Annotated in this window: 19 protein-coding genes; 18 read left to right on the plus strand and 1 reads right to left on the minus strand. The window is 60.2% G+C overall.

The window, feature by feature from the left end; translation table 11 throughout:
• Positions 1 to 373: 373 nt before the first annotated feature.
• From PQU92_RS07250 to PQU92_RS07275, 6 genes are all read left to right on the plus strand, one after another.
• On the plus strand, positions 374 to 5,179 hold the full coding sequence (locus PQU92_RS07250) for an NAD-glutamate dehydrogenase (RefSeq protein ID WP_272747547.1): 4,806 nt from the start codon (positions 374 to 376) through the stop codon (positions 5,177 to 5,179).
• Positions 5,180 to 5,237: 58 nt separating this feature from the next.
• Complete coding sequence (locus PQU92_RS07255; RefSeq protein WP_272747548.1) at positions 5,238 to 5,702, plus strand: universal stress protein; 465 nt, start codon at positions 5,238 to 5,240, stop codon at positions 5,700 to 5,702.
• A 345-nt stretch (positions 5,703 to 6,047) separates the two neighbouring features.
• Positions 6,048 to 6,614, plus strand: coding sequence for a NifU family protein (locus tag PQU92_RS07260; protein WP_272747549.1), 567 nt, complete (start codon positions 6,048 to 6,050; stop codon positions 6,612 to 6,614).
• 5 nt (positions 6,615 to 6,619) lie between these two features.
• A complete protein-coding gene (gene tsaB, locus PQU92_RS07265) occupies positions 6,620 to 7,297 on the plus strand; it encodes a tRNA (adenosine(37)-N6)-threonylcarbamoyltransferase complex dimerization subunit type 1 TsaB (RefSeq protein WP_272747550.1) in 678 nt (225 codons plus the stop codon).
• Positions 7,298 to 7,318: 21 nt separating this feature from the next.
• Positions 7,319 to 7,771, plus strand: a complete 453-nt coding sequence (locus PQU92_RS07270) for a GNAT family N-acetyltransferase (protein ID WP_272747551.1) — start codon at positions 7,319 to 7,321, stop codon at positions 7,769 to 7,771.
• A 103-nt stretch (positions 7,772 to 7,874) separates the two neighbouring features.
• Entirely contained in the window at positions 7,875 to 8,288 is a 414-nt protein-coding gene (locus tag PQU92_RS07275; protein ID WP_272747552.1) for a Fur family transcriptional regulator, read from the plus strand.
• Here the strand turns inward: PQU92_RS07275 and PQU92_RS07280 are convergent, their stop codons facing one another.
• Positions 8,289 to 9,212, minus strand: coding sequence for a polysaccharide deacetylase family protein (locus PQU92_RS07280; protein ID WP_272747553.1), 924 nt, complete (start codon positions 9,210 to 9,212; stop codon positions 8,289 to 8,291). It lies immediately after the preceding gene.
• Between the two features lie 151 nt (positions 9,213 to 9,363).
• On the opposite strand from PQU92_RS07280, the gene miaB reads away from it, so the two are divergent.
• The 12 genes from miaB to PQU92_RS07340 all read left to right on the plus strand — a co-directional run bounded on the left by miaB (position 9,364) and on the right by PQU92_RS07340 (position 21,432).
• The gene (gene miaB, locus PQU92_RS07285; RefSeq protein ID WP_272747554.1) at positions 9,364 to 10,749 is read left to right on the plus strand and encodes a tRNA (N6-isopentenyl adenosine(37)-C2)-methylthiotransferase MiaB; all 1,386 of its coding nucleotides are present in this window, start codon (positions 9,364 to 9,366) and stop codon (positions 10,747 to 10,749) included.
• Positions 10,746 to 11,705: a PhoH family protein gene (locus PQU92_RS07290; RefSeq protein WP_272747555.1), complete on the plus strand. Its 960-nt coding sequence runs from the start codon at positions 10,746 to 10,748 to the stop codon at positions 11,703 to 11,705. The genes miaB and PQU92_RS07290 overlap by 4 nt, the downstream gene beginning before the upstream one ends.
• On the plus strand, positions 11,698 to 12,171 hold the full coding sequence (gene ybeY / locus PQU92_RS07295; protein ID WP_272747556.1) for an rRNA maturation RNase YbeY: 474 nt from the start codon (positions 11,698 to 11,700) through the stop codon (positions 12,169 to 12,171). The genes PQU92_RS07290 and ybeY overlap by 8 nt, the downstream gene beginning before the upstream one ends.
• A 9-nt stretch (positions 12,172 to 12,180) precedes the next feature.
• Positions 12,181 to 13,068, plus strand: a complete 888-nt coding sequence (locus PQU92_RS07300) for a CBS domain-containing protein (protein ID WP_272747557.1) — start codon at positions 12,181 to 12,183, stop codon at positions 13,066 to 13,068.
• Entirely contained in the window at positions 13,068 to 14,753 is a 1,686-nt protein-coding gene (lnt, locus tag PQU92_RS07305; RefSeq protein ID WP_272747558.1) for an apolipoprotein N-acyltransferase, read from the plus strand. The genes PQU92_RS07300 and lnt overlap by 1 nt, the downstream gene beginning before the upstream one ends.
• Before the next feature lie 103 nt (positions 14,754 to 14,856).
• The gene (locus PQU92_RS07310; RefSeq protein ID WP_272747559.1) at positions 14,857 to 15,276 is read left to right on the plus strand and encodes a helix-turn-helix domain-containing protein; all 420 of its coding nucleotides are present in this window, start codon (positions 14,857 to 14,859) and stop codon (positions 15,274 to 15,276) included.
• 155 nt (positions 15,277 to 15,431) lie between these two features.
• Positions 15,432 to 16,604, plus strand: coding sequence for a methionine adenosyltransferase (gene metK / locus PQU92_RS07315; protein ID WP_272747560.1), 1,173 nt, complete (start codon positions 15,432 to 15,434; stop codon positions 16,602 to 16,604).
• A 146-nt stretch (positions 16,605 to 16,750) separates the two neighbouring features.
• On the plus strand, positions 16,751 to 17,464 hold the full coding sequence (trmB, locus tag PQU92_RS07320) for a tRNA (guanosine(46)-N7)-methyltransferase TrmB (RefSeq protein ID WP_272747561.1): 714 nt from the start codon (positions 16,751 to 16,753) through the stop codon (positions 17,462 to 17,464).
• 101 nt (positions 17,465 to 17,565) lie between these two features.
• Positions 17,566 to 18,180: a hypothetical protein gene (locus PQU92_RS07325; RefSeq protein ID WP_272747562.1), complete on the plus strand. Its 615-nt coding sequence runs from the start codon at positions 17,566 to 17,568 to the stop codon at positions 18,178 to 18,180.
• 236 nt (positions 18,181 to 18,416) lie between these two features.
• A complete protein-coding gene (rimP, locus tag PQU92_RS07330) occupies positions 18,417 to 19,091 on the plus strand; it encodes a ribosome maturation factor RimP (protein WP_438263810.1) in 675 nt (224 codons plus the stop codon).
• A 15-nt stretch (positions 19,092 to 19,106) separates the two neighbouring features.
• Positions 19,107 to 20,735, plus strand: coding sequence for a transcription termination factor NusA (nusA, locus tag PQU92_RS07335; RefSeq protein WP_272747563.1), 1,629 nt, complete (start codon positions 19,107 to 19,109; stop codon positions 20,733 to 20,735).
• On the plus strand, positions 20,713 to 21,432 hold the full coding sequence (locus PQU92_RS07340; protein ID WP_272747564.1) for an RNA-binding protein: 720 nt from the start codon (positions 20,713 to 20,715) through the stop codon (positions 21,430 to 21,432). The genes nusA and PQU92_RS07340 overlap by 23 nt, the downstream gene beginning before the upstream one ends.
• Positions 21,433 to 21,524 lie beyond the last annotated feature (92 nt).

The raw sequence follows: 21,524 nt of genomic DNA on the forward strand, positions 1-21,524 counted from the left end.
GCAAAGGCTTTTGCACAGCGCAACGCAGACACAAAGTAACACCGTTCTCTCACATAGATGTGATGGTTTCGCGATCAGGCCTGATTAGCGGGAAGGGCGCAAAGTGGTATTATATTCGGACTGCTCTGTCTCTCTCGGAGCGATTATCGGTCCACGCGAAGGTTCCCCCCATAGCCGGCGTGAGTCCGCATTGAGTGGCTCTTTCCCCCCATAGAGAGCACTCGAACGAGGCCGTCTGCCTGAACAAGGCAGACGGCCTTTTCGTTCCACAAGAAACAATATTTTCCGACCCCCGTTGTTTTCAGCCGCCTTTCCAAGCCATACTAATGGGCCTACATAATGGATCCGTGCCCACATCCCCAAGGGCGCGGACATGCCCGGACGGAACGCTGCCATGGATGATTTCTCGCTCGCCTCTTCGACCGAAGACGATGTCACGACCCTCAAGGCGCTGATCGCCGAAGCCTTCCTTCAGGCGCTGGGCGAGGGGGTCACCCGCGAAGCCTCCGCCTTCCTCGATCAGTGTCTGGAAGACTACGAGCCGGAAGAATTGCCGGACCTGACGCCTCAGGAAATGGCCGCCGCCTTTGCCGGGGTCTGGCAACGCGCCGCCTCACGTCCCGGTGCCGCCGCCCATAAGGCAATCACGTCCCTTAAATCCTACGACCTGATCGAAATCACCCAACCCGACGCGCCTTTTATCGTCGAAAGCGTCATGGGTGAACTGCTCGATCAGGGCCTCGGCATCCGTTCGATGTTCCATCCGGTCCTGACGGTTCAGCGCGACCGCGACGGCAAGCGCACCCCAAGCGGTGACGATGTCGCGGAATCGATGATGCTGGTCTTCATCACGCGCCAGTCGCCGGAAAAGCATCCGGCGATCATCGATGGCATAGACGCAACCCTGAACGACCTGCGCGCGGCGGTGGTCGATTTCCCGCGTATGCAGAAGCTGCTGACTCAGGAAGTCGCCACCCTCGAAGGCCTGAGCCTGCATCCGGTGGTGCAGATCGATCCCGCTGTCCTAAGCGAAGATCTGGCCTTCCTGCGCTGGGTCGGCGAAAACCACTTCGTGTTCCTGGGTGCGCGGACCTATATCTATCCGCGCAACGAGAGCGGCGGCTACGTCCCCGAAGAGCCGTTGAGCCTGATGCAGGAGGAATACGGCATTTTGCGCGACAAGCGTGCCATCCTGCGCCGAGGCTCCGAACCTGCTATCTTAAGCCCGCAACTGCTGCACCATCTGGAAAATTCCGAGCCGGTCACAGTGGCCAAGGGCAATCTCAAATCGCGCGTCCATCGCCGCGTCTATATGGACTATATCTCGATCAAGCATTACGGCGCCGATGGCAAGCCGTCGGGTGAGACGCGCTTTGTCGGCCTGTTCACCTCCGACGCCTACGACCGTCCGGCCTTCGAGGTGCCGTTGATCCGCCGGAAATGCGAACACGTCCTGACCGAGGCCCGACGCATCGGCTTCAACAACGGTGGCTATTCGGAAAAGCGGCTCAAGAATATCCTTGAAACCTATCCGCGCGACGAACTGTTTCAGATGACCGACGCAGACCTGCTGCGTATCACGCGCGGCATCCTGCACATCTCCGACCGTCCGCGCGTCAAGCTGTTCGTGCGTCAGGACCCGTTCGACCGGTTCATTTCGGTCCTGCTCTATATGCCGCGCGAATCCTACCACGTCTCGGTGCAGGAGCGCGCCGGAGCGATCCTGGCCGAAGGTTACGGCGGTCGGGTCAGCGCGCTCTATCCCTATGTGACCGGCAGTCTGCTGTCGTGCATCCACTATATTATCGGTGTGACGCCGGGTAACCATCCGCTGCCCGATCTGACCGACTGTGAGGACCGCATCACCGACCTGACGCTCAACTGGGCGCAGCGCGTCGAGGATGAGGCGCTGGAAAGCGGCGCGGCGGATATCGGTTACCTCAACTGGGCGCGCGCCCTGCCGGCGGGGTATCAGGAACGCTATAGCCTGAGCGAGGCCGTCACTGATATTGCGCGCCTGTCGGCCCTGACCGATGAGGCGACGCTGGCCGTCCGCGCCTATCAGGGTGAGGGTGCCTCAGACCGTTTCAGCCTGAAGATCTACGACCGCGCCGAAACGGCGATTCCTCTGTCGGACATTCTGCCGGTACTGGACCGTATGGGTCTGAAAACGCTTGAGGAATACGGCTACAAGGTCGAGTCGGCGGGCTGGCCGCGCCACTGGGTGCACGAATTCATCCTGCAACTGCCCGCCGGACACGCGACGCCGTTCGAAACGTTCAAAACGCCGTTCGAAGAGGCCCTGATGGCCGTCTGGCGCGGCGATACCGAGGTCGATGGCTTCAACGCGCTGGTTCTGCAAGGCATCCCGTGGCGCGAAGTCGCCTTGTTGCGCGCCCTTTGCCGGTATCGCGCCCAGTCGGGCCTCGACCCCAGCGGCATTGTCCAGCAACAGGCCCTGCGCACCTATCCCGAGGTGACGCGCGCCCTGCTTAATCTGTTCAGCCTGAAATTCGTCCTCGGTAAAACCGTGGAAGCGCGCAAGACCGAGGTCGAAGCCGCCGAAAAGCGCATTCTCGACCTGCTGCAGGGCGTGTCGTCACTGGAGCACGACCGCGTTCTGCGCCGTCTGTCGGCCCTGATCGGGGCGCTGCTGCGCACGAATTATTACCAGCAAAAGCCCTACATTTCGTTCAAGATCGCCTCGCGCGAATTGGCCGACCTGCCCGAACCCAAGCCCTATCGCGAAATCTTCGTCTGGTCGCCGGTGGTCGAAGGCGTACACCTGCGCTTTGGCCCGGTGGCGCGCGGCGGTCTGCGCTGGTCCGACCGCAAGGAAGACTTCCGCACCGAGGTGCTGGGTCTCGTCAAGGCGCAGCAGGTCAAGAACGCGGTCATCGTCCCGGTCGGCTCGAAGGGCGGCTTCTATCCTAAGCAACTCCCGGCGGGCGGTGCCCCCGACACCATCCGTGCCGAAGCCGTGCGGGCCTACAAGATGTATCTGTCGGGCCTGCTCGACATCACCGACAATCTTGACGCCAATGGCGGCATTATCGCACCGAAGGACGTCGTCGCGTGGGACGCGCCGGACCCCTATCTGGTCGTCGCCGCCGATAAGGGGACGGCGACCTTCTCCGACATCGCCAACGGCGTGGCGCGCGACTACGGTTTCTGGCTTGATGACGCCTTCGCCTCCGGCGGCAGCGTCGGCTACGACCACAAGGCGATGGGCATCACGGCGCGCGGCGCATGGGAAGCGGTCAAGCGCCACTTCCGCGAACGCGGCAAGGATATCCAGACCGAGACCTTCACCACGGTCGGCGTCGGCGACATGTCCGGCGATGTGTTCGGCAACGGTATGTTGTTGTCGACACAGACCAAGCTGATCGCCGCCTTCGACCACCGCGATATTTTCATCGACCCGAACCCCGATCCGGCGGCCTCCTTTTCCGAGCGCGAGCGCCTGTTCGCCCTGCCACGTTCGTCGTGGCAGGACTACGATAAGTCGAAGATATCGACGGGCGGCGGCATCTTCTCGCGTGGCCTGAAATCGATCGAGCTTTCGCCGGAAATCAAGGCAGCGCTCGACCTCACCGCCGACGCCCTGTCGCCGTTCGAGCTGATGCAGGCCATCCTCAAGGCCCCCGCGGAGCTGCTCTATTTCGGCGGCATCGGCACCTATATCAAGGCGCCGTCGCAGTCGCACCTCGACGTCGGCGACAAGGCCAATGACGCCATCCGCGTCGATGCGGGTGATATCCGCGCGGCGGTGGTGGGCGAGGGGGCAAACCTCGGCATCACTCAGGCCGGGCGCATCGCCCTGTCGGCCAATGGGGTGAAGCTCAACACCGATGCCATCGATAATTCGGCGGGCGTCGATTGTTCGGACCACGAGGTCAATATCAAGATCCTGCTCGGCCGTCTGGTGCAGTCGGGCCGCATGACGGTTGAGGCGCGCGACACGCTTCTGGCGTCTATGACCGATGAGGTCGGCGATCTGGTCCTGATGGACAACTACGCCCAGAGCCTGACGCTATCCCTGCTCGAATCGACGGCAGTGGACGACAATGCTTCGATGCAGGCCTTTATGTCGGGGCTGGAAAAGCGCGGCAAGCTGGACCGCAAGGTCGAGGGCCTGCCGTCGAACGCCCAACTGGAAGCGCGTAAGGCTCAGAACGCCGGGCTGTATCGTCCCGAACTGGCCGTGGTCATGGCCTATGGCAAGATCGTCCTGTTCGACGACCTGATCGAGACCAAGGCTATCGACGATCCGATCTTCGAACAGGCCCTGGTCGACTATTTCCCCAAGCCCCTGCACGGCATGATCGACGATATCCGTCAGCACCGTCTGCACCGCGAAATCGTAGCGACCGTCCTGTGCAACGAGATGATCAATATTCTCGGCCCCAGCTTCCCGGCGCGTCTGCAAAAGGCCGCCGCGGTCGACACCGGCGGGCTGGTCCTGTCGTTTGAAGGCGCGCGTCGTCTGTTTGGCACCGAAGCCTTGTGGGCCGAGGTCTCGGCGCTGGACAATCAGATTCCGGCGGCAGCGCAGACCGCGCTCTATAACGCCATTGCCGTATTCCTGCGTCGTCAGGTCTATTTCCTCGCCCGTCGTTTCGTCGGGCAACCGCAAAGCCTGACCGAGGTGATTGCCGCCTATCAGGCCGGGGTTGCGACCCTGCTCAGTACGCCTGATCTGCTCAGTCCGAACGAGGTGGCACGCGTTGCTAAGCGCTGTGAAAAGCTGATCGCCGCCGGGGCACCCGCCGATCTGGCAAAGCGCGTGGCGGTGCTGCTGGCCTGGACCAGCGCGGTCGATGTCATCGATCTGGCAAATGGCGGCGATCTGGCGCAGACTGCGCGGCTCTATTTCCTGACCGGGGAACGTTTCGGCTTCGACCGTCTGCGCGCCGGGGCCGGGGAACTTTATTCATCTGACCCGTGGGACCGCATGGCCATCCGCCGCCTGATCGAGGACGTCTATGCCGAGCAGAAATCGGTGACGGCGGCGGTGGTAAAATCGGGCGACCTCGACGGCTGGGCGCAATCTCAGGCCGCCCTGATCGCCCCCGTCGATCAGATCATGGCCGATATCGAAGGCGGTGGGGCAGGGTGGAGCTTCGCCAAACTGTCCATCGTCAACGCCGTGCTACGTGAGTGGGTGGGAAGACTATGATAGTTTGTCGCATTTCCGGGCGAAAAACCGGTTCCCACTTTTTCTGGAAATGCTCGCTATGAGAAAGTTTCTGGTCATCGCCGACGATACGCCGGAATTCCGCTCGGCCCTGTCCTATGCGGCGACGCGGGCGCGGGTAACCGGCGGTATGGTTTCGCTGCTGCGCGTCCTGCCGCCGACGGACTTCAGCCAGTGGGCCGGGGTCCGCGACGAAATCGAGCGCGAACAGCGCGAAGAGGCCGAAACCCTGCTGTCGGGCCTGTCGGACGCGGCGGCCGTAAAGTCCGGTCGTCCGGCGGAAATCATCATCCGCACCGGCCATATCAAGGACGCGCTGCGCGACGTGCTGAACGCCGATCCGGAGATCAAGATCATCGTCATCGGCGCGTCGGGCAGCCATCCGGGGCCTTTGGTGACCCTGCTGGTCCGCGAAGGCGTCGGTACGTTGGGCGGCACGCGACCGGTTCCGGTCACCGTGGTACCGGGGGATTTGTCCGACGAGGCGATTGAGGAGTTAATGTAATTTCCTAGCCCTATGGGATATATAGTCGGCGAAAGTATGGCTTTGACAAGCGATGCGTGGCGCTGGGTGAGGCGGGCATGGACTGGACTTTTTTTTGGATATTAACTCTCGGAATGGTGTTTGCCATTTTGACCATTCGTTATCCGGATGATTTCGGCCCTCACTTAGTATCTAAGCGAGTGAAGATATTCACCGGCTGGTTCTATTTGGTCCTTTACGGCGGCGTATTGGTAATAGAAGGGTTTCGCTATATGGCAGAATTCGTATCAACGTGACTCAATAAAAGCCCCTTGCCATCGTCTGCTTTTACCCCCATTTGGGCTTTAGATTTATTGGAAGCCTGCCATGTTCATCCAGACCGAAGCCACGCCCAATCCCGACGTTCTGAAATTCCTCCCTGGCCGCGATGTGCTCGGCAAGGGCTCGCTGGAATTCCGCACCGAGGATGAGGCGGAAAAATCGCCGCTGGCCCACGCCCTGTTTCAGATCGACGGCGTGTCGGGCGTCTATTTCGGCTCGGACTTCCTGACGGTCAAACGCGACCCCGAAGCGGCGCTGATTTGGGCCCAGATCAAGGCCCCGATTCTGGCCGCGATCATGGACTTCTACGCCTCGTCGCGTCCGATCCTCAGCGAAGGCAATGAGGTCGTAGAGCGCGTCTACGAAGGCGAGGTCGCTCAGATCGTCGCCGAGATCAAGGACCTGCTTGACACGCGCGTCCGTCCGGCGGTGGCGCAGGACGGCGGCGACATCGAATTCGACCATTTCGATATCGACAGCGGCACCTTGTATCTTCACATGCGCGGCGCCTGTTCGGGCTGCCCGTCGTCTTCGGCGACCCTGCGTCAGGGCGTCGAGTCTCTGATGAAGCACTACGTCCCCGAAGTGCAGACCATCGAGCAGGTGCTTTAAGCCGGATGACCCGCTACGCCTTGGTGATCGATACGGCGCTCAATGCCTGTCAGGTAGGGCTGTTTTCGCACGACGGTACGACCGTAACGCCGCTCTTTATCCGTAGCGAGGAAATGACCCGCGGGCATCAGGAATTCATTGGCCCAGCGGTCGCTGAAAGCTTCGAAAAAAGTGGAACTATACCGAAGGCACTAAGCGTCATCGGCGTGACGTTGGGACCGGGGTCATTCACCGGTTTACGCGTCGGTCTGTCCTTCGCCAAGGGTATGGCCGGAGGGTTGGACCTCCCCTTGCGCGGTTTTTTCACGCTCGAACTGATGGGTCGTCGCGCGGATTTCGATGGCCGGACGCGACTGGTTGCCCATGATGCCGGGCGTGGCCAGTTATACCTGCAAACGCTGGATACCGAGGGTCATGCTTATGACGCTAAATCCTTTGATATCAACGATCTGAGCGAGGTCGAAGCCTTGACCCCACCCGATCTCATCATCGGCTCTGGCGCCGGATATCTGGCCGATATCTTCCCGTCGGCTGAGGTCATACCGGCGGCTCTACCCGATCTTTCGGCCATGGCAGCGCTCTGTTTTGCCGATACGCAGGCCTATGACGATCTGACGCCGCTTTACATGCGCGATGCTGACGCTAAGGTATCGAACAAGGCCGTTATCAGCTTCGATTTCTGATCCGAAACAGTTCTGAAAAATATGAAGCATATTCACCAAATACGCGAATTCGACCCTCGTTTGGTGGAAATCCACGCCCAAAGCTTCGATTTTGGCTGGAAAGATTCCGAGTTTTTGGAATATTTGAGCAAGCCCCACCATGTTTTGTGGGGTTTATATACCGAAAATAACCTGCAAGCATTTGTTTTATCAGCTGAAATCGCCGACGAAGCTGAAATCTTGACCATCGCTACCGATCCCGCTGCACGTCGTCAGGGCCATGCGCAGGCCCTATTGGAACACCTTTTAGGGCATCTGAAACTCAAGGGCACGCGTAGTCTGTTCCTTGAGGTGGCGCTCGATAACCCTGCTGCCATCGCCTTTTACGAAGGCCTGAATTTTCAGACGGTCGGCAAGCGCAAGGCCTATTACAGCCGCCGCAACGGTCCGCCGGTCGATGCGCGCATCTTGAGCCTTGCGATTCATGGGAACTAAGTTTTTGTCGCGCATTTGAGTCCTAAAACCGTTGGACACTTTTCGGAATGCGCTCTAATTGAAAACCATGCGACGTGCCGTCGCAGCAGAACGGGAGGGCCGCATGGACCGGATTGAACAGCAGTGCATCGAAAAAGGCATGCGCATGACCGATCAGCGTCGCGTCGTGGCCCGCGTCCTGTCGCAGGCGACCGACCATCCGGACGTCGAGGAACTGTACCGCCGCGCGGCGGCCGTTGATCCCCACATCTCTCTTGCGACCGTCTATCGTACCGTGCGCCTGTTCGAAGAGGCCGGCGTCGTCGAACGCCACGATTTCGGCGATGGCCGTTCGCGCTACGAACAGGCCGGCGACGACCACCACGATCACCTGATCAATATCAAGACCGGTCAGGTCATCGAATTTTTCGACGAAGAGATCGAAGCTTTGAAAACCGCCCTGGCCGAGAAGCTGGGCTTCAAGCTGGTCGGGCACAAGCTCGAACTCTACGGCGTCCCGCTCGACGACGAGAAGTAACTATTTACACAGCTCTTTGACGTTCGCCGTCGGCGCGGGTTTGATCACCTCGTCGATGGCTATGCCTTTACGCTTCGCCGCGCGCTCCATCATCGGACCATTGCCACGCAAAGGATCCGCCTCTCGGTAGGCCGCATCCGACTGGGCCTGAGACAAGGTCACATAGCGCGCCCCGGCGGCATCCAGCTTTTGCATGACCACCGGCATCGTATGGGCGCTCCAGCCGCCCAGATGCGTCAGCAGAACCTGCGGGATCATCCGGCCATAGACCTTTTGCGACAAGGCTTTCATCCGCACGATACCGTCATCGACCTGTTTGAAGTACTGAACTTCCATCGCCTTTATCGTCGCCGTATCACCCTTGGCCAGACAGCGGGCATAGGCGTCGGTATAGGCGAAGTCGTCGAAACTCACCGTTACCTCGGCGATCGCATAGCCGTGCTCGGACAACCATGCCATCGCCCCGGCGCGGCGGGCCGGGTCATTGGCCGTGGCATTCAGGAACGGAAAGCGCAGCACCTTCCACGTCCAGCCATCCATGCGTTTGGCGACTTCGGGCTCACCGGCTTCGAGATCGGCCAGCCACGCCGCCAGAGACGGGGCTTTCGCCAGCCCCATATGGGTAAGGGTGTGGTTACCCAGCGGATAGTCGGCATTGCGCCACAGGTCGAGTACGACGCCGCTGCCGGGCTCCGTCGTCATCTTCGACGGATTGGCGAAACCGTAGGCTTCGGGCACCTTGTTCGCCTTGAGCGTCGCCAGATAGGACGATGCGATACCGTCGCGCGTCATGCCCTTGGGCAAGGGGCCGTGGGCGGGCAGGTCATCGACCGTAATCGCGATATCGAAGCGTTCGGCGGCGGCCGTCCCGGACGCCAGCATGGCCAGCACACACGCCGTAGCGGTCAGGTGTTTCAAAGTCATCGCGCAATCCCTGTGTTTTGTGCGCTCAGGGATATCATCGCGTTCGGCCACCGTCACCTATCGACCTTTGTCTATGCCCCATGCCTGTGCTTGTGGACAATTTCGGGTCCCGGCTCTTGAAAAAGCGAGGGCAAAACCTCATAAGCACCGCATGAGTGAAACCGCATCCCCCGCCGCGCTGAAAAAGCTGCACATCAAAACCTATGGCTGTCAGATGAACGTCTATGACAGCGAGCGCATGGTCGATCTTCTGCGCCCGCTGGGCTATGCCGTATCCGATCAGGCCGATGGCGCGGACCTCGTCCTGCTCAATACCTGCCACATCCGCGAAAAGGCCGCCGAAAAGGTCTATTCCGAGATCGGTCGCCTGAAGGAACTGCGCGGCGAAAAGGAAGCCCGCGGCGAAGGCCGGATGACGATCGCTGTCGCCGGGTGCGTGGCGCAGGCCGAGGGGCAGGAGATCATGAATCGCGCCCCGGCGGTCGATCTGGTTATCGGGCCGCAAGCCTATCACCAGTTGCCGGAGCTGATCGCACGTACCACCCGCGCCAAGGGCGAGCGCCTGAGTGCCGATTTCGCGCCGGAAGACAAGTTCGATGCCTTATCGAGCGAGCGACACGTCACCGGCGTGACGGCGTTTCTTACCGTGCAGGAAGGCTGCGACAAGTTCTGCACCTTCTGTGTCGTGCCCTATACGCGTGGCGCCGAATGGTCGCGTCCGGTCGCCTCGATCGTCGAAGAGGCGCGGTCTCTGGCGTCAAAAGGCGTGCGCGAAGTCACCCTTCTGGGTCAGAACGTCAACGCCTTCAACGGCGACGACGGTACGGGTCAGGAATCGACCCTGCCGCGCCTGATGGAAGCCTTGTCGGAAATCCCCGGCCTCGACCGCATCCGCTACACGACCTCGCACCCCAATGACATGACCGACGAACTGATCCGCGCCCATGCGGACAATCCGAAGCTCATGCCGTACCTGCACCTGCCGGTGCAGTCAGGCTCCGACAAGATCCTGCGCGCCATGAACCGCAAGCATGGGCGTCAGGCCTATATCGACCTGATCGCGCGCATCAAGGCGGCCAATCCGCGTCTGGCCCTGTCGGGCGATTTCATCGTCGGCTTCCCGGGTGAGACGGACAAGGATTTCGAGGACACGATGGACCTGATCCGCACGGTCGGCTACGCCTCGGCCTTCTCGTTCAAATATTCCAAGCGCCCCGGCACCCCGGCCTCATCCATGCCGGGTCAGGTCGATGAGGCCGTGGCCGACGCCCGCCTCAAGGCGCTTCAGGCCCTGATCATCGAGCAGCAGCAGGCCTTCAAGGCCGAACTGGTCGGTCAGACCATCGACGTCCTGTTCGAGAAACTGGGCCGTCATAACCAGCAGGCCATCGGCCGCTCGCCGTGGCTGCACTCGGTCTTCGCCGAAGACGCCGCCCACCTGATCGGTCAGATCGTGCCGGTCAAGATTATCGGGCTGGGCAATAACTCGCTGATCGGCGAGTTGGAAAAGGTTTACGCCAAAGAAGAGCTGGCATGAGCTTAGCCACGGACGACTTCATCGAACTGGACGAAGACAAGGTCCTGGCCTTGTCAGGCCCGTCGCAGCGTTATCTGGCGCTGATCGAGGGCGCGTACCACGTCCTGATCGAAACCCCCGGCGGCGGTTTTCAGGTGACGGGCAAGGTGCGCGACCGTCAGCGCGCCCACGTCATTATCAACGCCCTGTCGGAACTCTACGACGAAGGCGTCGATATCAGTGAGGTCGATGTCCGCACCCTGATCCAGAACCCGACGGGCAAATCCCCCGTCTGGGCCGACCATCATGGGCAATCGCACGTCATCGTCATGGGCCGTAAGGGCGCGATTGCACCGAAGACCGAAGGGCAGGCGGCCTATTACAAGGAACTGTTGCGCAACGACCTGACGTTTGGCCTCGGCCCGGCGGGCTCGGGCAAGACCTTCATGGCCGTGGCGCACGGCACGTCGCTGCTGCTCAAGGGCGCGGTGGATCGTCTGGTCATTACGCGTCCGGCGGTCGAGGCGGGTGAAAAGCTCGGCTTCCTGCCCGGCGACCTCAATGAGAAGGTTGATCCGTACCTGATGCCGATCTGGCAGGCGCTTGACGATATCTTAGGGGCCGACGGCCTCAAGCGCCGCCGCGAACGCAACGAGATCGAGGTCGCACCGCTGGCCTATATGCGCGGGCGGACGCTGAGCAATGCCTATGTCATTGTCGACGAAGCGCAGAACACGACGAAACAGCAGATGAAGATGGTCCTGACGCGCCTTGGCGAAGGCTCGAAGATGGTCGTCACCGGCGACCCGTCGCAGGTCGATCTGCCGCGGCCGTCGGACTCGGGTCTGGCGCATGCGGTCGGCCTGCTGCGCGATGTGAAGGGCGTCGGGATTTCGCGCCTGACCGCCGATGACGTGGTGCGTCACGAACTGGTCGCGCGGATCGTGCGCGCCTACGACAGTGAACAGAATGACTGATTTCGCCCCCCTGATCGATATCGAAGTCGAGCACGACGACTGGACCGAAGTCCTGCCGGAGGTATCTGGCGTGGTGACCGGGGCCATCGAAGCCGCCTTTGCCCATCTGGGGGCGAAAGAGCAGCTCGATATCGTCGTCCTTCTGACCGACGACGCGGAAATGAAGGCGCTCAACAAGGAGTTCCGTCAGAAGAACGCCCCGACCAACGTCCTGTCCTTTCCCGCGCCCGACATGATGCACCCGCATCTGGGCGACATCGCTTTCGGGTTCGAGACCTGCGTGCGCGAGGCGAAGGAACAGTCCAAGACGCTGAAAGACCATGTGGCGCACCTGAGTGTGCATGGGGCCTTGCATCTTCTGGGCTATGATCACCTGAACGACGCCGAAGCTGAGGAAATGGAAGACCTCGAACGGCAGATTTTGAAGGGCCTCGGCATCGCCGACCCATACTTAAATATTGGATAAATGCAAACCATGCCGGAGCCTGACAGTAGCAGCGACATAACCGCTGCGAAGCCAAAGAAAACCCTCCTCAACCTGTTCGGCCTGATCGGGCCGTCCGAAGAGGACAAAGGCCTGAGTTTGCACGAGGAAAACCCCTCGACCGACCTCATCGACCATGCCCGCGCCTTTCAGAATCTGCGCGTGTCCGATGTCATGACGCCGCGCGTCGATATTATCGGCGTCGAGCTACAGGCCACGCTGGCCGAGCTGATCCGCGTCTGCATCGACAGTGAGCATTCGCGCCTGCCCATCTATCGCGAGACGCTTGATGATCCGGTGGGGCTGATCCACATCAAGGACTTGCTGAAAATTCTGGCGCCGGAAGAAGGGCGAGAGACACCCGACTGGACTGAACCGGTTCTGTCGCGCATCCGCCGCGAATTGATTTACGTGCCGGGCTCGATGTCGGCGTCCGATTTGCTGCTCAAGATGCAGGTCGAGCGCTCGCACATGGCGCTGGTCATCGATGAATTCGGCGGTACGGACGGGCTGGTTACGCTCGAAGACCTGCTCGAAGCGGTGGTGGGTGATATCGCCGACGAATACGACGACGAAGAGGCCGACGACTTGCACGAGATGCCCGACGGCACCCTTGAGGTCGGGGGGCGCGTCGAACTGAAAACGCTTGAAGAGCGTCTCGATCTGACGCTTTATCCCGAAGACAGCGAGGAAGAGATAGACACGCTTGCGGGACTGGTCACGGTTCTGGCGGGCCGGATTCCTGAAATGGGTGAGATCATTCCTCATGCCGAGGCCGGCATAGATATCGAAATTATCGATGCGGATGCGCGTCATATCCGGCGCTTGCGCCTGCATCGCCATAAGACGGACACTGTACAAACCACGGACGAAGCCTGATGAACCTGACGGAACGGAGCGCCCAAACGCTGAGCGTGTCGCTGGGACTTTACCGGCGCTTTGTGGGGCCCAAACGTCAGGCGGCGCTTATGGGATTGCTGATCGGGCTGGCCCAGCCGCCGTTCGGTTTCCTGCCGGGGCTTTTCGGCTACACGGTTCTGCTGTGGAGCCTCGATCAGGATCTTGGACCGAAACCCCTGCGAAAAGCCTTCGCCATCGGCTGGTGGGCCGGTTTTGCCTATTTCCTGGTCGGCTGTTTCTGGGTCGCGGAGGCCTTTCTGGTCGATGCCGAAAATCAGGGCTGGATGGCGCCGTTCGCGGTGACCCTGCTGCCGGCGGGGATCGCGCTCTTCTGGGGCGCGGCGTTCGCGCTGTATCGCCGTTTCCGGCCCGATCATGTGTTGCGCTGGCTGTTTTTTGTCGGCCTGTTCTGCGGCTTCGAGTGGTTGCGCGGCACGATCCTGACCGGATTTCCGTGGAACCCCGCCGGGGCGACGTGGAAAGCCGGATCGGCCCTGTCGCAGCTGGCGGCCCTGTTCGGGGTTTACGGCCTGAGCCTGGTGACCGTGGCGGTGTTTTCCAGCCTTGCGGTCACCGTTTGGGGGCAGGGATCGTTCCGCATGCGCTGGCGCGGACAGCTACCCGTCCTGACATCGGCGGCGATACTGTGCGCGGGCCTGATCTATGGCTCGGTCAGGCTGGCCACGACCTCGGTCGTCACGACCGATACCCTCGTGCGAATCGTCCAGCCGAATGTCGGTCAGCGGGCCAAGTGGACCGAAGGCGCGCTGATGCGCGTCCTTGACGGCTATGCCGCCATGACTCATGCACCCGTAAAACGCGAAATTTTACAATCAGAAACAAATAGTGATAACCCACCCTATCCCCGGATCGTGATCTGGCCCGAAGGGGCCCTGCCGGACTCAGCGGAAAACCTGCTTGACCCACAATCTGAAACTGCAAAAGTTTTCGGCGGGTTACTCAGGGAGGATCAAACGCTCCTGTGGGGGGCCTATCATCAGGATATAGATTCGCAAAAAGGCGTCGTGTGGCGAAATTCCCTGCTGTCGCTGCATCGTCATGCGGGTGAAACTCAGGTGCGCGTCGCCTATTCGAAATTCAAACTCGTGCCGTTCGGCGAGTTTTTACCCTTTGAAAAAACCCTGGAAAAAGTAGGCATCAAAGAATTGGTACATGTCGGCGATGGATTCACCGCCGGGAAGCGTACACATTCAGTAGAAATCGACGATATACCGCGGTTCTTACCGCTCATCTGCTACGAAGGTCTGTTTCCGGCCCTGTCATCTGAAACCTTCAAGGGTACAGATGACACGCAAAGGCCACAATGGATCGTAAATATTTCCAATGATGCCTGGTTCGGTCCGACAACCGGTCCGGTCCAGCATCTCAACCTGTCGAGTTATCGTGCTATCGAAGAAGGTTTACCTATGGTAAGATCAACCCCAACGGGTGTATCAGCCATGATCGACCCGTTAGGACGTATAATAAAGGGTTCAGATATTAACATCGGGGAAGCCGGTTTCCGCGATGTGCTTCTTCCGGCACCGGTAAAACTTACCCCCTATGCTTTCTCGCGATACGCGCACCTGTTCCTTGTGGGTCTTTTTTGCTTGATTCCGACCGCAATTGCGACTTTCGTAAGGGTTAGCAAAAGAAATCAATAAGGGAGCGCCTTGCCGCCGGTGTCCGGATCGGTGTCGAGGACAAAACCGAGAAATACCGAAGTTGCATTTCTGGCTTCGGAAACTTGTATAAAAAGAGGCAAAGTTGGACGATATCTCAAAAACGGACCGTAGTCCGAATCCGGTCGATTTACATGTAGGTGCCCGCGTAAGAATGCGTCGGAAATTTCTGGGGATGTCTCAGGAAGGTCTGGCGGAAACCATCGCCCTTACCTTTCAGCAGGTGCAGAAATACGAACGCGGCTCCAACCGCATCAGCGCCTCGAAGCTTTATGAAATCTCCCGCGCGCTCAAGGCCCCGGTGGCCTACTTCTTCGAAGGTTACGGCGAATCCGAGGCCATCGAAGGCTTTTCGGAGTCCGAGTCCGAGCAGTTCGTACACGGGTTCCTGATGACCACCGAAGGCATCGAACTGGCCGAAGCCTTCCCGCGCATCAAGAATGCCAAGCATCGCCGCCGCATTCTCGAACTGGTGCGGGCCCTGGCCGAAGACGACGACGCCTGATCCCCCTTCAGGTTTCGTGATAGAAAGTCGAAAAGCCCTGTCAGGTGGACGGACAGGGCTTTTTCGTGCCCGGAAATCAAAACGATGATCAAAACGACTTGATCATATAAAGATATGTTTATATGAGTGGCGGGAACCGAAACCGGAGTACCCCCATGCGTCCGTCCTATATCTTTACCTCCGAAAGTGTCTCCGAAGGCCACCCGGACAAGGTCGCCGATCGCATTTCCGACGTCGTGGTCGATGCCTTCCTGCGCGCCGATCCGGAAGCGCGGGTCGCCTGTGAGACTCTGGTCACGACCAACCGCATCGTTCTGGCCGGTGAAGTTCGCGCCGGTGACGATCAGATCAGCGACATCATCGACGGCCTCGAAGACAAGGTCCGCGCCGCGGTGAAGGATATCGGCTACGCGCAGAAGGGTTTCCACTGGAAGCTGGCCGACTATGCCTGCCACCTGCACGCCCAGTCCGCCGATATTGCACAGGGCGTCGACGCCGGTCATAATAAGGACGAAGGCGCGGGCGATCAGGGCATCATGTTCGGTTACGCCACGGACGAAACGGCGGAACTGACCTCGGCGCCGCTGCAGTGGTCGCACAACATCCTGCGCCGCCTGGCCGAAGCGCGTCATGCGGGCGAACACCGTCTTGAGCCCGACGCCAAGTCGCAGGTGACGGTGCAGTACGAAAACGGCGTCCCGAGTCGCATCCTCAAGGTGCTGGTTTCGCATCAGCATAAGGACGGCCTGAGCCCGAAGGATGTCGAAGCGATCATCAAGCCCTATGCCCTCGACGTCCTGCCGGAAGGCATGGTGACGCCGGAAACCGAATGGTACGTCAACCCGACCGGCAACTTCGTCATCGGCGGCCCGGACGGCGATGCCGGCCTGACCGGTCGCAAGATCATCGTTGACACCTACGGCGGCGCGGCCCCGCACGGCGGCGGCGCGTTCTCGGGCAAGGACCCGACCAAGGTCGACCGTTCGGCGGCCTACGCCCTGCGCTATCTGGCGAAAAACGTCGTCGCGGCGGGTCTGGCCAAGCGCTGCACGCTTCAGGTCTCCTACGCCATTGGCGTGTCGAAGCCGCTCAGCTTCTATGTCGACACGCATGGCACGGGTCAGGTTGACGAAGCGAAGCTGGAAGCGATCCTGCCGGAACTGATCGGTGGTCTGACGCCGCGCGGCATCCGCACGCATCTGGGTCTGAACAAGCCGATCTATGAGCGCACGACGGCCTATGGCCACTTCGGCCGTACGCCCGATGCCGACGGTGGTTTCTCGTGGGAACGCACCGATCTGGTTGACGCGCTGAAGGGTGCGTTTTAAAGGGGCGGCTTATCCGTAAAACCCCCTCTCCCTTGAGGGAGAGGGTTGGGGTGAGGGGGAACTGTCAGATATGAGCACGGTTCAACCATTCCCCCTCATCCGGCCCTGATGGGCCACCTTCTCCCTCAGGGAGAAGGAAGGTAAGCATGACCGACGAAACCACACCCGCCGCCGCCACCACCTGGGGGCCCATGCGCTCCTTTGGACGCATCAAGTCGCGCACGCTGAAACCGCGTCAGGCTGACCTGTTCGACACGCTACTGCCGGAAATCGAGATCACCGATGCCCGCATCGACGCCATCAATACCGGCGAGCGCAATGGTGCCTCGGAACTGTGGCTGGAGATCGGTTTCGGGGGCGGTGAGCATCTGGCCGCGCAGGCGGGCCGCAATCCGCAAGCCCTGATCCTCGGTTTCGAGCCGTTCCTCAATGGTGTCGGTTCCCTGCTGCGCCATATCGAAGAGCAGGATCTGAGCAATGTCCGCGTCATGCCCGGTGATGCGCGCCCGGTGATCGACAAGCTCAATGCCGAAAGCGTCGACAAGGTCTTCATCCTGTTCCCCGATCCGTGGCCCAAGGCTCGTCACCACAAGCGCCGTTTCATCCAGACTGAGACGCTCGATGCGCTGGCCCGCGTCATGAAGGACGGCGCGCGTCTGCGCTTTGCGACCGACTGGGCCGACTATGCCGACTGGACGCTGGAGCGCGCGACGGCGCATCCGGACTTTGAGTGGACCGCGCAGACCCCGGCGGAATGGAACGTGCCGCCCGCCGATCACGTCACCACCCGCTACGAAGAGAAAAAGCTGGGTGATTGCGCCCCGGTTTTTCTTGATTTTTATCGCAAACCGCGAATCTGACGCGAAATTACCACAGCCGTAATTGTCCGATCATTCGGGCATGGACGCCGCGCCCGGAATGCGCCATCGTTAACCATAGTTAATGGGGGCGTGTTGAGGTTATGGAAGGCCTGCATAAGGTTTCGGCGGGGTTCGTGTTCGCGTTTTTGTGTCTGCACATGGCCAATCACCTGATCGGCTTGCAGGACTTAGAGACGCACATCACCTTCATGACCGTGGCGCGCATGGCCTATCGACATCCAGTGGTCGAGATGGTCGTGCTGCTGGCCTTTTTGCTGCAAATCCTGACCGGTTGGGCGCTGGCGCGCGAAATCTGGGCCAAAAAGAAAGACTTCCTTCATCAGCTTCAGGCCGCGTCAGGCGTCTATATCGCCTTTTTCGCCCTGACCCACGTAGCGTTTATCTTTGCTGTGCGTCAGGTGTTCAATCTCGACAGCAATATCTATCTGATCGTCGCGGGCCTGATGCAGACGGGGTGGATGTACGTCCTGATCCCCTATTATGCGCTGGCGATTTTCGCCCTGTTCGTTCATATGGGCTGCATCCTGTTCGATATCTTCAAGAAAACCCTGCGTCCGGTGTCGTGGATGCTGCTGGTTTTGACGGTAGGGATCGGCGGATATGTGACCTATGTGATGATGATGACCTATACGGGTCATGTCTTCACCCTGCATGTGCCGGAGGAATACTTCGCGCTGTATCCTGTGAAATTTTAACTTGGCCATGGATCGTGCAAGTGAGAACACGGATTACTGCGATCCATCCGTGTAGCGGCGGTATGCCGCCGCATCCGTGTATATCCGTGGCTAAAACTTATTTTACCTTGGCAATCTGACCTCAAGGGTCTATAAGCGCTCCAACATCGTCCGAACGGCCACTGGCCACGGCGGCGGCCCTTCAGAAGGCCAGCCGCTTTTTTGTTGCCCAATCGGAAGAACCAAAGGAACACCTGTTGCGCGCGAAAACCACCGAAGACCGTAAGCTGATCGAAGCTTTCGACCCCATTGCCGAAACTTTGGGCCTCGACATCGTGCGCGTGCGCCTGATGGGCTCGAACAAGCCCGGCGGTGCGCGTCGTCTGCAAATCATGGCCGAGCGCAAGACCGATGGCGAGATCAGCGTCAATCAGTGCGCCCGCCTGTCGCGTGCCGTGTCGGGCTATCTCGAAGAGACCGACCCGATTTCGGGCGAATACATCCTCGAAGTCTCATCGCCTGGCATCGACCGCCCGCTGACGCGTCTCAAGGATTTCGACACCTATCAGGGGCTGGTCGCGCGTCTGGAGCTCGATCGTCTGGCCGAGGGGCGCAAGCGCTTCCGCGGGACGCTGGCCGGGACGGAAGACGGCGAATATATCGCCATCGACCTTGAGGACGAAGAAGACACCGCGATGATCCCGTTCGCGTGGATTGTCGACGCCAAGCTGGTGCTCAACGACGAACTGATGAAGCTGGGCGCCGAAAAGGCCGCCGCCCGCCGCGATCAGGAAGAGGATGAGGACGACGAGGATTTTGAAGACGACGTGGACTTCGGCGACGAAGAGGATGACGACTTCGAAGATGCCGATAACGACGATTTTGACGACGCGGATTTCGATGACGAATCCGACGACAACAAGCCGAACTAAAATAGGAAAAGTGACATGAGCTTTACCGGAATCAGCGCCAACCGTCAGGAACTGCTGCAAATCGCCGACGCCGTGGCGCGCGAAAAGTCGATCGACAAGTCGGTCGTCCTGGCCTCGATCGAAGAAGCGGTGCAAAAGGCCGCCCGTTCGCGTTACGGCGCGGAACACGACATCCGCGTCTTTGTTGATCCGCGCACCGGCGAAATGACCATCACCCGCTACGTGACGGTCGTCGCCGACGACGAGATCGAGAACGAATACGCCCAGCGTACCCTGACCGACGCCCTGCGCGACGACAAGGAAGCCTTTGTCGGTAAGGAATATCCGGAAATCCTGCCGCCGTTCGAACTGGGCCGCGTCCAGTCGCAGATGGCCCGTCAGGTGGTAACGCACAAGGTGCGCGAAGCCGAGCGCGACCGTCAGTACGACGAATTCAAGGACCGCGTCGGCGAAATCGTCAACGGCACCGTCAAGCGCGTCGAATACGGCAATGTCATCGTCGATCTGGGCCGGGGCGAAGGCATCATGCGCCGCGATCAGTCGATCCCGCGCGAAGCCTTTCAGGTCAATGACCGCATCCGCGCCTATATCTACGACGTGCGCCGCGAAACCAAGGGCCCGCAGATCATGCTGTCGCGCGCCCACGGCGGCTTCATGGCCAAGCTGTTCGCGCAGGAAGTCCCCGAAGTCTATGACGGCGTGATCGAAATCAAGTCGGTTGCCCGTGACGCCGGTTCGCGCGCCAAGATGGCGGTTCTGTCGAACGACAACTCGATCGATCCGGTCGGCGCCTGCGTCGGTATGCGCGGTTCGCGCGTTCAGGCCGTCGTCGCCGAACTGCAGAACGAAAAGATCGATATCATCCAGTGGTCGCCGGACGAAGCCACCTTCATCGTCAACGCTCTGGCCCCGGCCGAAGTGTCGAAGGTCGTGCTGGACGAAGAAGAAGACCGCGTCGAAGTGGTCGTGCCGGATGAACAACTGTCGCTGGCCATCGGCCGTCGCGGCCAGAACGTGCGTCTGGCCTCGCAGCTGACCGGCTGGCAGGTCGACATCATCACCGAGTCGCAGGATTCGGAACGCCGTCAGAAAGAATTCGCCGAGCGCACCGCCCTGTTCCAGGAAGCGCTCGATGTCGACGAAGTCATCGCCCAGCTGCTAGTTACCGAAGGCTTCACCACGGTCGAAGATCTGGCCTATGTCGATCAGGGCGAGATCGCCGTCATCGAAGGCTTCGACGAAGACACGGCCTCGGAACTGCAAGCCCGTGCGCGCGACTTCCTTGAGCGCGAACAGGCCGAGCAGAACGCCAAGCGGACCGAACTGGGTGTCGAAGACGAGGTTCTGAACGTGCCGGGTATCACGCTGGCCATGGCCGTCGCTCTGGGCGAAGCCGGCGTGAAGACGGTCGAGGATCTCGCTGATCTGGCGACCGACGAACTGCGTGGCGGTTTTGAACAGAACGGTGCCGAGCGCGTTCGCGTCGCCGGTGCGCTGGAAGCCTTCTCGCTGTCGGTGCCGGATGCGGAAAACCTGATCCTCAACGCGCGTATCGCCGCCGGCTGGATCGAAGCACCGGAAGAGGTAGCCGAAGAGTCTTATGAAGAGGAGGGCGAAATCAGTGACGCCGACTCCGAACAATGAGACCCTCGTCGATCTGACCGAAGATAGTCCTGAGGCGGAAACGCCTCAGGATGCGACCTTGCCTGTCGAAACCACGCGGCGCGATATCGCCTCGCATACGGCGTTCGCGCGTGACGGCCTGATCCGGTTTGTCGTGTCGCCAGACGGTTTTGCCGTGCCCGACCTCAAGGAAAACCTGCCCGGTCGCGGTTTATGGCTCAAGGCCGATGCCGACAGTCTGGCGCTGGCCATCAAAAAGAACCTGTTTTCGCGCGCCGCCAAACGTCAGGTGAAAGCCCCTGACGGACTGAGCGACATGGTGCCGAACCTGATCCGCAAACGCGTGCTCGATCAGCTCGGTCTGGCGCGTCGCGAAGGAAATTTGCTGACGGGGTTTGAAAAAGTCGCCGCAGCGCTTAAATTAGGCAGGAGCCAGCCTCACGCCGCTGGCCGGGCCGCCTGGCTGATCGAAGCCGCCGACGGTGCCGAAGACGGTCGTAACAAGCTCCTGTCTGTCGCATTTTCGCAAACCCCGCCGGTTAATATCTGCGGAATCTTCACGAACGACGAATTGAGTTTGGCTTTGGGACTGGAAAATGTCATACACGCCGCCATTGTCGAAGGGCGTCGGTCTCAGGCCTTTTCGAAAGAGATTACGCGCCTGAGCGGGTTCCAACCGCTGTTTCCTGCGAAATGGCGCGAAAGGCCCTTTAATTGAGTTGAGAATGCGACTATCAGGGCGGTGAATTTTCACGGCCCCATTTTCGTATTCCGAATTTGTCCGAAACGAAACCGATCGCGGTTTCATCA

The sequence above is a fragment of the Asticcacaulis aquaticus genome, assembly GCF_028550415.1.
In the GTDB taxonomy this organism is placed as follows: Bacteria; Pseudomonadota; Alphaproteobacteria; order Caulobacterales; family Caulobacteraceae; genus Asticcacaulis; species Asticcacaulis aquaticus.